Origin of the sequence: Salinisphaera sp. RV14 (assembly GCF_052044135.1) — a bacterium.
GTDB lineage: Bacteria > Pseudomonadota > Gammaproteobacteria > Nevskiales > Salinisphaeraceae > Salinisphaera.
This window is the reverse complement of record NZ_JBQDYF010000025.1, coordinates 36739-51299: the sequence shown is the minus strand read 5'-3', so window position 1 is coordinate 51299 and position 14561 is coordinate 36739. Positions and strand designations below refer to the sequence as shown.

General features: G+C 64.8%; 15 protein-coding genes and 1 pseudogene. 12 read left to right on the top strand and 4 right to left on the bottom strand.

Features of this window, described 5'->3' with window-relative positions:
• The 10 genes and pseudogenes from ACS8Y6_RS16870 to ACS8Y6_RS16825 form a co-directional block, all read left to right on the top strand.
• A pseudogene (locus ACS8Y6_RS16870) lies at nucleotides 1-251 on the top strand (aldehyde dehydrogenase (NADP(+))); the annotation flags it as partial.
• Nucleotides 252-268: 17 nt separating this feature from the next.
• On the top strand, nucleotides 269-1276 hold the full coding sequence (gene araD1 / locus ACS8Y6_RS16865; protein WP_440851190.1) for an AraD1 family protein: 1008 nt from the start codon (nucleotides 269-271) through the stop codon (nucleotides 1274-1276).
• A 107-nt stretch (nucleotides 1277-1383) separates the two neighbouring features.
• Complete coding sequence (locus ACS8Y6_RS16860; RefSeq protein ID WP_440856097.1) at nucleotides 1384-2598, top strand: aldose epimerase family protein; 1215 nt, start codon at nucleotides 1384-1386, stop codon at nucleotides 2596-2598.
• Between the two features lie 89 nt (nucleotides 2599-2687).
• The gene (locus tag ACS8Y6_RS16855) at nucleotides 2688-3773 is read left to right on the top strand and encodes a sugar ABC transporter substrate-binding protein (protein WP_440851188.1); all 1086 of its coding nucleotides are present in this window, start codon (nucleotides 2688-2690) and stop codon (nucleotides 3771-3773) included.
• Between the two features lie 15 nt (nucleotides 3774-3788).
• On the top strand, nucleotides 3789-4841 hold the full coding sequence (locus ACS8Y6_RS16850) for an ABC transporter permease (RefSeq protein ID WP_440851187.1): 1053 nt from the start codon (nucleotides 3789-3791) through the stop codon (nucleotides 4839-4841).
• Complete coding sequence (locus ACS8Y6_RS16845) at nucleotides 4838-5614, top strand: ATP-binding cassette domain-containing protein (RefSeq protein WP_440851186.1); 777 nt, start codon at nucleotides 4838-4840, stop codon at nucleotides 5612-5614. The genes ACS8Y6_RS16850 and ACS8Y6_RS16845 overlap by 4 nt, the downstream gene beginning before the upstream one ends.
• Nucleotides 5615-5703: 89 nt before the next feature.
• Nucleotides 5704-6261 carry a gluconokinase gene (locus ACS8Y6_RS16840; RefSeq protein WP_440851185.1) on the top strand — a complete coding sequence of 186 codons (558 nt, stop codon included), beginning with the start codon at nucleotides 5704-5706 and terminating at the stop codon, nucleotides 6259-6261.
• A complete protein-coding gene (locus tag ACS8Y6_RS16835) occupies nucleotides 6258-7148 on the top strand; it encodes an SMP-30/gluconolactonase/LRE family protein (RefSeq protein ID WP_440851184.1) in 891 nt (296 codons plus the stop codon). Before ACS8Y6_RS16840 ends, ACS8Y6_RS16835 begins: the two co-directional genes overlap by 4 nt.
• Nucleotides 7145-8077 carry a Gfo/Idh/MocA family protein gene (locus ACS8Y6_RS16830; protein WP_440856096.1) on the top strand — a complete coding sequence of 311 codons (933 nt, stop codon included), beginning with the start codon at nucleotides 7145-7147 and terminating at the stop codon, nucleotides 8075-8077. The genes ACS8Y6_RS16835 and ACS8Y6_RS16830 overlap by 4 nt, the downstream gene beginning before the upstream one ends.
• A gap of 58 nt (nucleotides 8078-8135) precedes the next feature.
• On the top strand, nucleotides 8136-9215 hold the full coding sequence (locus tag ACS8Y6_RS16825) for an aldose epimerase family protein (protein ID WP_440856095.1): 1080 nt from the start codon (nucleotides 8136-8138) through the stop codon (nucleotides 9213-9215).
• Between the two features lie 24 nt (nucleotides 9216-9239).
• On the opposite strand, the gene ACS8Y6_RS16820 is transcribed toward ACS8Y6_RS16825, so the two are convergent.
• Genes ACS8Y6_RS16820 through ACS8Y6_RS16810 form a run of 3 tightly spaced genes read right to left on the bottom strand, consistent with a single transcriptional unit; the run spans nucleotide 9240 to nucleotide 12296 of the window.
• A complete protein-coding gene (locus ACS8Y6_RS16820; RefSeq protein WP_440856094.1) occupies nucleotides 9240-11771 on the bottom strand; it encodes a heavy metal translocating P-type ATPase in 2532 nt (843 codons plus the stop codon).
• Between the two features lie 22 nt (nucleotides 11772-11793).
• On the bottom strand, nucleotides 11794-12096 hold the full coding sequence (locus ACS8Y6_RS16815; RefSeq protein WP_109994182.1) for a metal-sensitive transcriptional regulator: 303 nt from the start codon (nucleotides 12094-12096) through the stop codon (nucleotides 11794-11796).
• Nucleotides 12096-12296, bottom strand: coding sequence for a CopZ family metallochaperone (locus ACS8Y6_RS16810; RefSeq protein WP_109994181.1), 201 nt, complete (start codon nucleotides 12294-12296; stop codon nucleotides 12096-12098). Before ACS8Y6_RS16810 ends, ACS8Y6_RS16815 begins: the two co-directional genes overlap by 1 nt.
• Before the next feature lie 158 nt (nucleotides 12297-12454).
• Here ACS8Y6_RS16810 and ACS8Y6_RS16805 point away from each other — a divergent pair, with 158 nt between their 5' ends.
• Nucleotides 12455-13183: a DUF4396 domain-containing protein gene (locus ACS8Y6_RS16805; protein ID WP_440851180.1), complete on the top strand. Its 729-nt coding sequence runs from the start codon at nucleotides 12455-12457 to the stop codon at nucleotides 13181-13183.
• 72 nt (nucleotides 13184-13255) lie between these two features.
• Nucleotides 13256-13945 (top strand): hypothetical protein, encoded by a 690-nt coding sequence (locus ACS8Y6_RS16800; protein ID WP_440851179.1) that lies wholly within the window; start codon nucleotides 13256-13258, stop codon nucleotides 13943-13945.
• A 33-nt stretch (nucleotides 13946-13978) separates the two neighbouring features.
• On the opposite strand, the gene ACS8Y6_RS16795 is transcribed toward ACS8Y6_RS16800, so the two are convergent.
• The gene (locus ACS8Y6_RS16795; RefSeq protein WP_440856093.1) at nucleotides 13979-14554 is read right to left on the bottom strand and encodes a LysE family translocator; all 576 of its coding nucleotides are present in this window, start codon (nucleotides 14552-14554) and stop codon (nucleotides 13979-13981) included.
• Nucleotides 14555-14561: the final 7 nt, after the last annotated feature.

Here is a 14561-nt window from a genome sequence, read left to right as displayed (position 1 = left end):
CCGGGCGGGTGTTGTTCAACGGCTTCCCGACCGGGGTGGCGGTCAACGATGCGATCGTCCACGGCGGACCGTATCCGGCGACCACCGATTTCCACAGCACGTCGGTCGGTACGCTGGCGATCAACCGTTATCTGCGCGCGGTCTGCTACCAGAGTGCGCCGGCCGCCGTGCTGCCCAAGGCGCTCGCCGATGACAATCCGCTGGGTATTCGGCGGCTGGTGAACGGCGATATGACGACGGCCAGCCTGTAAGCGATCCGGAGCACGCCATGCAGCTGATTCAATACGAAACCGCAGCCGGTCAACGACGCGTCGGCGTCGTGGACGCCGACCGCGTGACCACCATTGCCGATACCCGCACGGTCCGCGAACTGGCGCTGGCCGCGATCCATGCCGGCCACGGCCTGGCGGCCGAGGCCGAAACCCGTGGCATGGCCGACGGCATCGAAAGCCTCGAAGCCCTGCTGGCCGCCGGTCGCGTGCTGCCGCCGCTCGATCACGACGATCCGGCGCATTGCCTGATCAGCGGCACCGGGCTGACCCACACCGGCAGCGCGGATACCCGCAACGCCATGCACCAGGCCGGCCAGGCCCAGCCCGATCCGGACAAACTCACGGACTCGATGAAGGTGTTCAACTGGGGGCTCGAAGGCGGCCGCCCGGCGCCGGGACAACCCGGCGTACAGCCGGAATGGTTCTACAAGGGCGACGGCCGGATCGTCGCCCGCCCGGGCGGCGAGATTCCGGCGCCGGAGTTCGGCAAGGATCTGGGCGAAGAGCCCGAGATCGCCGGACTGTACGTCGTGGCTGACGACGGCACGCCCTGGCGCGTCGGTTATGCCCTCGGCAACGAAACCTCCGATCACGTCACCGAGCGCGAGAACTATCTCTATCTGGCGCACTCCAAGCTGCGTTATTGCAGCTTCGGCCCGGTATTGCTGACCGGCGAACTGCCGCAGTCGGTGGAAGGCATGAGCCGCATCCGGCGCGACGGCGCGGTACTGTGGGAAAAGCCCTTCCTGTCGGGCGAGGCGCATATGTGCCACAGCCTCGAAAACCTCGAGTACCACCACTTCAAGTATCGACAATTTCTCGGCGCGGGTGATGTGCACGTGCATTTCTTCGGCACGGCCACGCTGTCCTTTGCCGACAATATTTCCACCCGCGTCGGCGATGTGTTCGAGATCGAATCACCGATCTTCGGCGCACCGCTACGCAACACGGTGGGCACCGCCCGACCGGCGCTCGCCCCCGGGGCCGTTCAAGTCCTGGACTGACGAGCCCCACCCAAAAAACGGCGGCGCCATGCGCGCCGTCGATATAACAAAAGTTCGTCTTCGCCTGAAAAGGCGTTATTCGCGACGACAACACGGAGGAGAAAACCATGACACACGAATCCAAACTCGCCCGAGGCCTTGGGCTGGGCGGCAGCGCCACCGTACTGGCGGCCCTGCTGGTCGCCGGCCCGGCCCTGGCTTCCAACGACAACAGCAGCGCGAGCAACGACAGCGGCAGCCAGAACTCGCATCTGGCCGTCACCGAAAGCGATTTCGGCAAGACGCCACAGGGGCAGGAGGTCAAGCGTTATCAACTGACCAATCGCAACGGCATGTCGGTGGACATCATCACCTTCGGCGCCCGGATTCAGTCCATCAAGGTCCCGGACAAGGACGGCAATGTCGCCGACGTGGCCCTGGGTTTCGACAACGTCGAGGGCTATATACACAAAAACCAGTATATGGGCGCGACCATCGGCCGATACGCCAACCGCATCGCCAACGGCCAGTTCACCCTCGACGGTCATACCTATAACCTGCCGAAAAACAACGGCCCGAATACGTTGCACGGCGGGCCCGAGGGGTTCCAGCAGCAGGTCTGGCAGGCCAAGGAAATTCACCCGCACGGCACGGTCGGGGTGGAGATGACCTACCTGTCGCCGGACGGACAAATGGGGTTCCCGGGCGATCTCGTGACCACGGTGCGCTATACGCTGGATAACGACAACGATCTGCGGATCCACTATTCGGCGGTCAGTGACAAGGACACGGTGATCAATCTCACCAACCACACTTATTTCAATCTGGAAGGTGCCGGCAGCGGTTCGATCCTCAACGAGGTCGCGATGATCAATGCCGATAAGTACAGCCCGATCGACAAGACCGAAATCCCGCTCGGCTCGGCCCGCGCGGTCAAGGGCACCCCGTTCGACTTCACCACCCCGCACACCTTTGGCGAGCGCATTCACGCCAAGACCACCCAGTTGATGCGCGCGGAACCCAAACAGGGCGGCTATGACCACAACTGGGTCCTCGATACCAACGGCAATCTCGACGCGCTGGCCGCCCGCGTCACCGACCCCAAGTCCGGTCGCGAGCTGGAGGTCTACACGACCGAACCGGGCGTGCAGGTCTATACCTCGAACTTCATCCACGGTAAATACGAGGGTAAAGGTGGCAAGACCTATCACCACTGGAGCGCCTTCACCATGGAGACCCAGCATTATCCGGATTCGCCGAATCACCCGTCGTATCCGACCACCGAACTGAAAGCGGGCAAGAAGTTCACGTCCACGACGATCTTCAAGTTCCTGCCTGAGTAAAGTCAGCGGCGATCGGCCGACCGCGACCCGTGGCCGGCCGATTCTGTCCCTGGCCAGGAATGTATGCGTCAAACCGGAGGAAGAAAAAAATGAGCGATTCATCAGACCACAACGACAAAAACATCGACGTCAGCCGTCGCCGAATCCTGCACGGGGCCCTGAGCGGCGGCGCCGGCCTGGCCGCGCTGACCGGAATGGGGATTTCACCCGCGGCGTTCGCGGCAGGCAAACACAATGCGAACCTGCCGGATCATCCGAAATACAAGTTCGTATTCATCAACCATGTGACCACCAACCCGTTCTTCGTGCCGACCCAGTACGGTGCCGCCGATGCCTGTGCGGCCTTCGGGTGCAGCTATCAGTGGACGGGGTCACAGAAATCGGAGGCCAGCGTCATGGTCAATGCCATGGACGCCGCGATCTCCTCCGGCGTCGACGGTATCGCGGTGGCACTGGTCGACCAGCATGCGTTCAACAAGCCGATCGACCGCGCGCTCAAGGCCGGTATCCCGGTGGTGTCCTACAACGCCGATGTCGATAACAATCGGATGGCGTATATCGGGCAGAAGCTGTTCGATGCGGGCAAGGCGCTCGGCCAGCGAATCGTCGATGAAGTCGACTCGGGCGACGTCGTGGGCTTTATCGCCACGCCGGGCCAGCTCAACATCCAGCCGCGTCTGAACGGCGCCAAGCAGGCGATCAAGGAGTCCGGCAAGAACATCACGCTGCACGAGGTCGCCAGCGGGCCGACGGTCAACGAGGAGTTCTCGCGCATCGAGTCGTTCTACCTCGGGCATCGCAACATCAAGGGCATGTTCGCGGTCGATGCCGGCAGCACCGAAGGTGTGGCCAAGACCATGAAGAAGCACGATCTGGCCAAGAAAGGCGTCAAGGCCGGCGGCTTCGACATGCTTCCCGGCACGCTCGACGGCATCGAGAGTGGCGATCTCAGCTTCACCATCGACCAGCAGCCCTATCTGCAGGGCTTCATCCCGGTGATGGAACTGTATCTGTATCAGATCTCGGGTGGTCTCAGCGGTATCGCCAACGTCAACACCGGTCTCAAATTCGTGACCAAGGACAATGTCGGTGAGTACCTGAACACCAAGAGCCGTTTCGAGGGCAACTCAAGCAAGGAAAAAGTCCTGTCCCGGTCCGGCGCCATCTCGACCTGAGTGTAAGTGTAATCTATGGCAACACAATCCAAAGCTGATCCGACGCATCGACCGAAGGGGCGGTCCGATGAAGCAGCACGACGCCAGGGTTCCTGGCGTCGTGCGGTCATCGCCACATTCGCGCGTCGCGAAGCCAGCATCGTCATCGCGGGCATCCTGCTCGCCATCTATTTCCAGTCCACCACGGGCGGCGTTTTCCTCTCACCCGACAATATCGGCACGCTCGGCCAGTACACGGCGGCGACCGCCGTTCTGGCAGCCGGCGAAGTGCTGGTTCTAATCAGCGGCGAACTCGACCTGTCCGTGGGCATGGTCTATGCGATGGCGCCGTTCGTGATGTTCTACGCGCACAGCGCCGGCATCCCAGTCGTCGCCGCGATCATCCTCGCACTGCTGGCCTGCGGCGTGGTGGGCCTGCTCAACGGCCTGATCACCGAACTGCTCAAGATCCATTCGTTCGTGACCACGATGGGCATGCTTTTCATGCTCAACGGGTTCACGCTGACCATCTCCGGCGGCTATCCGGTGCAGCCGCAGGCCGGCGCATTCTTGACCACGATCTTCGGCGGCAGCGCCTTCGCGCAACTCGGCTGGGCCCTGCTCATCGCCATCGTGTTTCAGTTCATCCTCACGCGCACGCGCTGGGGGCTGCATACGATCGCGGTCGGCGGCAACCTGAACGGGGCGACCGAGGCCGGCATCAGGGTAACCTTCGTCAAGGTTCGTAATTTCACGGTCTGCAGCATGCTGGCCGGCTTCGGCGGCATTCTGGACAGTTTCCAGACCGGATCGATCACGCCACTGGCCGGCGGTACGCAGATCATGTTCATGTGCATCGCCTCGGCCGTCATCGGCGGCACCCTGCTGGCCGGCGGTGTCGGCACCATCATCGGCGCATTCTTTGGCGCCGTGGTCATCGGCATGCTCAAGGACGGCTTCACCCTGGCCGGTGTCTCGGCCTACACCTTCGACATGATTCTGGGCGGCGCGATCCTCGTGACCATGATCGTCAACGTCCATATCGGCCGCTTCAAATACTTCTTCAAATTCTTCGGGAAGCAATCATGACGGAGAAAAACCAACCATTGCTGCAGGTCGAGAACGTGGCCAAGGAGTTCGGCCACGTCACGGCCCTGGAAGAGGTCAACCTGACGGTCGGCAAGGGCGAAGTGCTCGGCCTGCTCGGCGACAACGGGGCCGGCAAGTCGACGTTGATGAAGATCCTCTGCGGGCTTCATCAGCCGACCCGGGGGCGCATCGTCTACGACGGCAAGGAGGTGCACCTGCACTCGGTCAGCCACGCGCGCTCGCTGGGCATCGACTGTGTGCATCAGGATCTGGCAGTGATTCCGCAACTCAATGTCTACCACAACATGTTCCTGCAACGGGAATCGCTTACGGGCGGCCCCCTGGCGATCCTCAATAACAAGCCGATGCGTGAGAAGGCACGCGAAGCGCTGCTCGATATCGGCGTCAACATTCCCTCGGTGGACGTGCCGGTCGAACAGCTTTCAGGCGGCCAGCGGCAGGCGGTCGCGGTCGCGCGATCGGTCTACTCGAACTCGCGCCTGCTCCTGCTGGACGAGCCGACCGCGGCCATGGGGGCCAAGGAAGGGGCGATGATCCTCGATGTGATCAACCGGCTTCGAGCCAAGGGCGAGGTCTCGATCATCATCATCGCGCACAACTACGGCCAGATCTTCGACGTCTGCGATCGTGTCAATCTGCTGCAGAACGGCCGTATCACCTTCAACAAGGCCACCGCAGACACATCGGTCCAGGAGCTGACCGATATCGTGGTCAACGAATATCGCAACGCCGCCAGGCAAGCCAACGCCTGAACCGACCGTCCGGCCCGCGCTTGCGGCGGGCCGGGGGCTTTGGAAGAATGCCGGGCGACGCCACCCATGCACCGACCGGATGCGCATTCATGACCCATACCCCACCCTCCGACACCCCGCCCCCGAAGTTCGATCGACGCGTGGTCGTGATGGGTGTGTCGGGCAGCGGCAAGTCCACCGTCGGTGAAGCGGTCGGCAGCGCGCTTGGCGTGCCATACATCGACGGCGACAAATATCATCCGCGGGCCAACATCGACAAGATGTCGCGCGGCGAACCCCTGAGCGACGACGATCGAGCCGACTGGCTGGCGGTGCTTACCGACCTGATTCGCGACAATCACGACAAGAACGAACCTCTGCTGATCGGCTGCTCTTCGCTCAAGCGCATCTATCGCGACCAACTCCGCGAGGCCGACCCCGGTTTGCTGTTCCTGTACCTGGACGGCAGCTTCGATGTCATTCTGGGGCGCATGCAGCGACGCAAACATTTCTTCTCCTCGGAGATGCTCACATCGCAGTTCGACACCCTCGAAGCGCCCGGCGCGGACGAAGCGATCCGCGTCGATATCGATCAGAACTTTGCCGACGTCATCGATCAGAGCACCGCGGCGCTACGCACTCGCCTTGAACAGGACAAGCTTTCATGAGCGACACGCTCACCCCGCATCTGACACTGGCAATGGGACTCGGCGAGGGCCCGCTCTGGCACCCCGAATACAACGCCCTGTACTGGGTAGACATCCTCGGCGGCGCCCTGCACCGGTTGCATTTCGCCACCGGCGAGCACAGCGTGGTCGAATACGACGAGGCCATTACCTGCGTGGTGCGGCATGCCGACGGCGGGCTGGTGGCGGCCCTGAGATCCGGCCTCTGGCATCTCGACGCGGCGGGCGGCCGGCAGGTCTGTCTGGCACAGGCGCCCGAGGACACCGACGATCATCGTTTCAACGACGGCGGTTGCGATCCGGCGGGGCGTTTCTGGATCGGCACGATGAATGAAACCCAGGCCGCCGCCGATGCATCGCTCTACTGCTACGACGGCCACGCCCTGGTACCGCGCATCGGCGGCATGACGATCACCAACGGCCTGGCGTTTTCGACCGACGGCCGCTGGATGTACCACACCGATACGCCCACCCGCATCATTCGCCGGCACGCCTTCGACCCGGCCACCGGCGACATCGGGCCCGGCGAGACATGGATCGATCTGAACGCGCTCGATATCGAGGGCAGCCCGGACGGCGCGGCTGTGGATGTCGAGAATCACTACTGGACCGCCCTGTTCGGCGGCGCGGCGGTTGCCCGTTTCGATCCCGAAGGACGCCTCGTGGCACGCTATCCGCTGGCCGCATTGCAGCCGACCATGCCGGCCTTCGGCGGCCCGGATGGCCGCACATTATTCGTGACGACCGCGCGCGAGAACATGAGCGCCGCCATGTTGTCAGAATGGCCGGAGTCGGGATCCCTGTTTGCCATGAAGGTCGACGTACCCGGCCGCGCGAGCGCCCCATTCAACCCGAGAGCGAGCCTATGAGCACCCGCATCGCCATGATCGGCTTTGGCAAAATTGCCCGCGATCAACACCGGCCGGCGCTCGCCGCCAGCGCCGACTTCGATCTGGTGGCCACCGTCGATCCGCAACTGCAATCCGATCCCGCGGCCACGCCGGCGCACTTCACCGATTTTGACGCCTTGCTGGCCGCGGATGTCGATGTCGATGCCGTGGCCCTTTGCGTGCCGCCGCAACACCGGTTCGCCATGGCCTGCCAGGCCATCGCGGCCGGTCTGCATGTACTGCTCGAAAAGCCGCCGGGTATCACGCTGTCGGAAGTCGACGACCTGGAACAACGCGCGGCCACCGCCGGCGTCACCCTCTACGCCAGTTGGCATTCGCGCCATGCCCCGGCCATCGAGGCCGCACGCGAATGGCTGGCGACCCAGACGGTGACCGCGGTGGAGATCGATTGGCGTGAAGATGTCACGGTCTTCCATCCGGGCCAGGACTGGATCTGGGAGCCCGGCGGCCTGGGCGTGTTCGACCCAGGCATCAACGCCCTGTCCATCGCCACGCATATCCTGGTGCGCCCGTTCGCCCTGCGCGAGGCCAGCCTGGATGTACCGGGCAACTGCGCCACGCCGATTGCGGCGAAACTGTCGTTCCAGGATACAGCCGGCGCCCCGGTCGACGCCATTCTGGACTTCCGCCACAAGGGCGATCCGTGCTGGCAGATGCGCGTCAAGACCGAGGAAGGCGAGCTTCTTCTCGAGGAAGGCGGCGGGCGGATGCGGGTGGACGGCGAAGTGCGTATCGACGAGGACAAGGACGAATACGCTGGCGTCTATGCCCGGTTCGCAAGCCTGCTGGACGAAGGCCGCTCGGATATCGATCTGCGGCCGTTCGTCCACGTCGCCGATGCCCTGATGCTCGGCCGGCGGCGCGTGGTTGCCGACTTTCACGAATGACAGGCCCAACCGAGCGATGGCGTCACCGCCGATCAATCGACAACACGCGAGAGCTGCCATGTCCCACGCCCTGCCCGACCGCCTCGCGGTCACCCGCGACGAATTCGCTTCCACCCCCGACGGCGAGCGTGTCGATCGCTATCAGTTGACCAACCGCCGCGGCATGCGGGTGGCGATCCTCACCCACGGCGCCCGTATTCAGGCGCTGGAAGTACCGGACAAGAACGGGCGGCTGGCCGATGTCGTGCTCGGCTTCGACCGCGTCGACGACTATCTCCAACCCGGCCCCAGTTATTTCGGCGCCACCATCGGCCGCTACGGCAACCGCATCGCCGGCGGCGCGTTCGAGCTCGGCGACCGGCGACATCAACTGTCGACGAACGAAGGCGGCAACACGCTGCACGGCGGCGAGCGCGGTTTCGATCGACACGTCTGGGCCGCTACGTCGATCGACGAGGGCGATGCCGTGGGCGTCGAGCTCACGCTGTTCTCGCCCGACGGCGACATGGGCTTTCCCGGCAATCTCGCCGTCACCCTGCGCTACACGCTCGATAATGCCAACAATCTCCGGCTGCATTATTCCGCCGTGGCTGACGCCGAGACGGTGATCAATCTCACCAACCACGCCTTCTTCAATCTTGCTGGCGCCGGCAGTGGCACCATCCAGGACCAGATTGCGATGATCCACGCCAACCATGTCACCGCCGTGGACGAAGCCCTCATTCCCACCGGCGAACTGACCCCGGTGGCCGACAGCGCCCTGGACTTCACCCGGCCGAAACCGTTCGGCCGGGACCTCGACGATCCGGCACTGGCAGGCATTGGCGGCTACGATCACAATTGGGTGCTGGCCAGCGCCGGCGATCCGAACCGTCTCGCGGTACGCGTGGTCGATCCGGCATCGGGCCGCGCGCTGGAAATGTATTCCACCGAGCCCGGTGTGCAGGTGTATACGAGTAACGGGCTCGACGGCAGCATGACCGGCAAGCGCGGCGCCGTCTACGACCGGTACGCCGCCTTCACCCTCGAAGCGCAGCATTTCCCGGACGGACCCAACCAGCCGGCATTCCCCGGCACCCAACTGGCCGCGGGCGAGAAATACACCCAGACCACGGTCTATCGGTTCTTGCCCGCATGATGCCCTGCCCGGGCCGCCGGCGCCTCAGGCCGCGTTCGGCATGTTCGCCGTGTTCGCCGCAGCCGGCGGTTGCGCCGAAGCGGCGGTGGCCACCGGCGCCAGTACCGCCGAAAAGCGCCGCAGGCGCAGCGAGTTCGTCAGCACAAAGATACTCGAAACACTCATCGCCGCGGCCGCGATGGCCGGGTTGAGCAACCAGCCCGTCAGCGGGTAGAACACCCCGGCGGCGAGCGGGATCAATAAAACATTGTAGCCGTACGCCCAGCCGAAGTTGATGCGAATGGTCCGCATCGTGCGGCCGGCCAGCGCCAGCGCGTTGACCACGCCCGACAGATCGGCGCGCATGAGCACCACGTCGCCCGCTTCGATGGCGATATCCGTGCCCGAGCCAACCGCGATGCCGACATCGGCCTGCGTCAGTGCCGGCGCATCGTTGATGCCGTCGCCGACGAACGCCACGGTACGCGCGTCACCCTGCAGGCGCTTGATTTCGTCGGCCTTGGCCTGCGGCATCACGCCCGCCACCACACGATCGATGCCCAGCTCCGCCGCAATCGCCTGTGCGGTCGCCGCGTTGTCGCCGGTGAGCATGGCCACTTCAATACCCCGGTCATGCAGTGCGGCGATCATGTCGGCCGCCTCGCCGCGCGCCGGATCGGCCACGGCCACCAACGCGGCGAGTTCACCGTCGATCGCCACGTACAGCGGTGTACGCGCGGCCGCGGCCAGCGCATCGGCACGCTCGGTCAGGGGCGCATGATCGACGCCCAGGCTGTCCATGAAGCGCGCCGCCCCGACCTGGATTTCCCGGCCGTCGACCACGGCGGCCACGCCCTGGCCGGTGTGGGTCGTGAAATCCCGAGCCTCGGGCACAGCCAGGCCGCGGTCCGCGGCCGCTTTCACGATCGCCCCTCCGATCGGATGCTCGCTGACCGCTTCCACGGCGGCAATCTGCCGCAGCACGTCGTCGGTCTCGAAACCGGCGCAGGTCTCGAATTCGGTCAGCGACGGTGCGCCCTCGGTCAGCGTGCCGGTCTTGTCCAGCACGACGGTATCCACGCGCGCCAGCTGCTCCAGCGCCGTGCCGCGCCGAAACAGCACACCCATGGCCGCGCCGCGGCCGGTACCGACCATGATCGCGGTCGGCGTCGCCAGACCCATGGCGCAGGGACAGGCGATCAACAGCACCGACACCGCCGCGACGAAGGCCAGCGCCAGCGCCGGGCTCGGCCCGAAGACCAGCCAGCCGATGAACGTGGACACCGACACCGCCATCACGATGGGCACGAACACGCCGGCGATGCGGTCGGCCACGGCCTGGATCGCCGGTTTTTCGCCCTGCGCCTGTTCGACCATGCGGATGATGCCGGCCAGCACCGTATCGCCGCCGACGCCGGTCGCCTCGATTTCCAGCGTGCCGGCGCCGTTCACGGTGCCACCGATGACCTGCGCTTCGGTCTGCTTGGCGACCGGCACCGGCTCGCCCGAGATCATTGATTCGTCGACATAACTTTCGCCCGCGACGACACTGCCGTCGACCGGCACACGCTCGCCGGGGCGCACCGCAATACGGTCGCCCCGGACGAGTTCACCGACATCGATTTCCCGCCATTCGCCTTCGCGCTTCGCGCGCGCCGTCCTCGCCTGGAGCTTCATCAGGCCCTGGACCGCCTGCGAGGTGCGCCCGCGCGCCAGGGCTTCGAGATAGCGCCCGAGCAGAATCAGGGTGACGATCATGCCGGCGGCATCGAAATAGGTATGCGCGGCACCGGCCGGAAAAATCGTGGGCAGCGCAAACGCCACCAGCGAATAGAAATACGCGGCATTGGAGCCGATCAGCACCAGGCTGTTCATGCCGGGCGCCGCATGCTTGAGTTCGCCCCAGCCCAGTCGATAGAAACGCGAGCCCGCATAGAACTGCACCGGCGTCGCCAGCACCAACTCGATGATGGTCCAGGCGATCGGCGGCGCCAGCGCGTTCATCGCGGCGCCCACGCCGGGCAGCATGCGGGCCATGGCGATCACGAACAGCGGCACGGTGAACACCGCGGACAAAAGCAATGCGTGCTTGAGCTCGTCTGCCTCTGAATCTTCGTTTTCGGCGTCCCCAGCGTCCTGGTCGTCCAGCGCGACCGGCGTATAGCCCGCTTTCTCCACACAGGCGAACATCGCCGGCGGGTCGACCTGCCCGGGCAGATAACGCACCCGGGCCCGCTCGGTGGTGAGATTCACCGTGGCCTCGAGCACGCCGTCGAGCCGCGCCAGCTTCTTCTCCACCCGGGCCACACAGGCGCCGCAGGTCATGCCGTCGACACCGAACTCGATCTCTTCCGCCACCGGTGTGTAACCGGCGCTCTCGACCGCCCTAAACACGGCCGCGGGGGCGTTGGAGCCGGCCTCGAGCGTCACCTTCGCACGCTCGGTGGCAAGATTCACCGACGCCTCGGTAACACCCGACACCTTGCGGATTTTCTTCTCGACGCGGGCGACGCAAGCGCCGCACATCATGCCGTCGATGCCGAATTCCAGGGTTTGGTCGTGTTGGGCTTCGCTCATGCCGTACTCGGCTGTCGTTGAATCAGCGGTATTTCAGAACGTCCATCAATTCCGCGACGATGGCGTCCTCGTCGCCACGCTCATGGGCGGTGACCACGTGATGCTTGAGATGACCGCGCAGGATCAGATCGCCGGTCTTGGCGAGCGCGCCCTGCACTGCCTTGATCTGCTTGAGGGCATCCACGCAATAGACATCGTCGCGCTCGAGCATGCGCAACACGCCGTCGACGTGGCCGCGAATCGATCGCAGCCGGGCCGTGGCGTCCTCGCGCACGCCCGGCTCGATCGCCAGATGATTACAAGGCTGCTGGGTGGTATCGGCCATTACGCCATCGTGGCTTCGTAGCCTTCCTCGCGCACCGCGGCCAGCAACGCCTGCGTATCCGCGTCGCCCTCGACTTCGGCCACACCGGAATCCAGATCGACCTGCACCACGCGTTCCACGCCGTCGACCTCGGCCAACGCCTCGTTGACAGCCGCCACGCAATGCTGACAGCTCATGCCTTCAATCCTGAGTCGTGTCATAAGGGTTCTCCTTGGCTTGATCCACCCCTCCTGGGGTGGGGTATGCTCAATACAAAGCTTATGCCCGCTGCCGGGCATCGTCAAATCGTGCGACCGTGGCAACGGCGCCGCGATCCCGGCATTGAATCTGGGCTCGATTGGATAAGGATCAACCGCTTATGACACTCACTGCCCTGTCCTGGATCGTCATCGCGCTGGGAATCGTCACCGGCGCCGCCATCGCGATCGATTGTTATCAACGCCCGCAGCACATGAACGTCATGAACGTCACCTGGCCGATCACCGGCCTTTATTTCCCGGTCGTCGGCTGGTGGATTTACAAGGCGATGGGTCAACCCGACGGCATGCCGCGCGGCGGCGGCCACGCTCACGCGCATCACGATTCGCATCACGGTCACGGCCATGGCGACGATGGCGGCGGCGGTCATCATCACGCGCCCAAGCCCCATTGGCAGAGCGTCTTCGTTGGTGTAACCCACTGCGGCGGCGGCTGTACGCTGGGTGATTCGGTAGCCATTCCGGTCGTGGCGCTGACCGGCTTCACCGTGCTCGGCTCTACCCTGCTCGGGCATTTCACCGCCGAGTTCGTGGCCGCCTATCTGTTCGGCATCCTGTTCCAGTTCCTGCCGGCCATGAGCATGGGCGAGACCAACCCGGTCAAGGCGCTCGTCAACGCCGTCAAGGCCGATACGCTGTCATTGATCGCCTTCCAGATCGGCATGTACGGGTGGATGGCATGGGCCTCGCTCGTGCTTCTGCCACAAGAACCCGACGCCGGCTCGGCGGTGTTCTGGTTCATGATGCAGATCGCCATGGCCATCGGCTTTGCCACCGCCTATCCGGCCAACTGGTGGTTGATCGACCGCGGTATCAAGCACGGCATGTAGTGCCGAAGAACGCGTTAAATTCTGGTCACCGTGGGATGGTGGCCGGGCTGGCTTCCCACCGGGTAACGCACTATGTTTCGATCCCGCCATCGCGAACGCATACTGCCGCAGCTCGAGCATTCGCTTTTCAGTGGTCTGCTCGCGGTGCACTGGGGCAACGCGCGCTTCGACCGCCCCGCGCTCGACTTCAAGGCATTCGCCCGCGGGGTCGCCCTGCACGACTGGCACTATGGCCCGCTCGACAACCACCCGCTCGGCACTTACGGCGATGCCGAATGGCAGGCGATCGTCGAGCGTGGCGTGGCCACGCGCCACGACGACCCGATCACCGATGCCGTGGCCAAGCGGCATCTGCGCCGCCTGATCGGCACGCCGGAAACGCCGGCGGTTCAGGCGCTGGTCCAGCGGCTGGACGGGGCAATCGCGGAACGCCAGGGCGAAACCTCTTATTCGGACGCCGACTTCGAGTGGGCCGATCACATCACCCGGTTTTGCGATACGGTCGCCTTCGATCTGGGTTTCGAGCACCGCGGACCGCGCCACGTGCGCGTCCCGGCCCATCGCGACGCCCGCGACGAGACCGACGTCAGCTACGAGATCGCAGCCGACGGCGTGATCCGATTCGCGCCCTGGCCATTCGATCGTCCCGACTTCGGCATGCCGCTGACTGCCTACCAGGCGTCTGACTACCCGGACCGCTTGCAGCCGGTCGTGATCTTCGTGCAGTGCGTGCCAGGCGAACCGCCGGACGTATCGGCGTGAACGCGAATCCGGGCCCGGCGCCCGGCCACCGTCTCAAACCCGAATCGACAACCCGGCCGCGACCACCAGCAATAACGCCATCGCCCGATTGAACAGGCGGCGATGGCGACCCCGGCTGCCGATACCATAGCGCCCCGGCACACCCCAGGTGGCCAGACCGGCCATCGCCACGATCAGGAACACCAGAGCACGCAGACTCGCGCCGCCCGCATCGCCGGGCGCGAATACGCCGACCACGGCGAGCGCCATCATCCAGGCCTTGGGGCTGACCGGTTGCAGCCCGGCGCCGGTCAACAGGCCGGGCGCGACCTCGGGCGTGCGATCGGCTGCCACCGGCTCGCCGGCGCTGCGAAACAGCTGCCACGCCAGCCACCCAAGCCAGCCCATGCCGATCGCGGTCAGTACATGGTGAATAGCCGGATACGCGACAAGCGGCGCGGCCAGGCCCAGCCCGGCGGCCCAGACCATGCCGGCCACGCCCAGTGCCGCCCCCATCACCAGCGGCAGGGTCGCGCCCAGCCCGCGCCGCGCACTACTGGCCATCACCAGAATATTGGTCGGGCCCGGTGTGAATGAAGCGACGATGGCGAACAATGTGAAACCGATCATGAGGCCC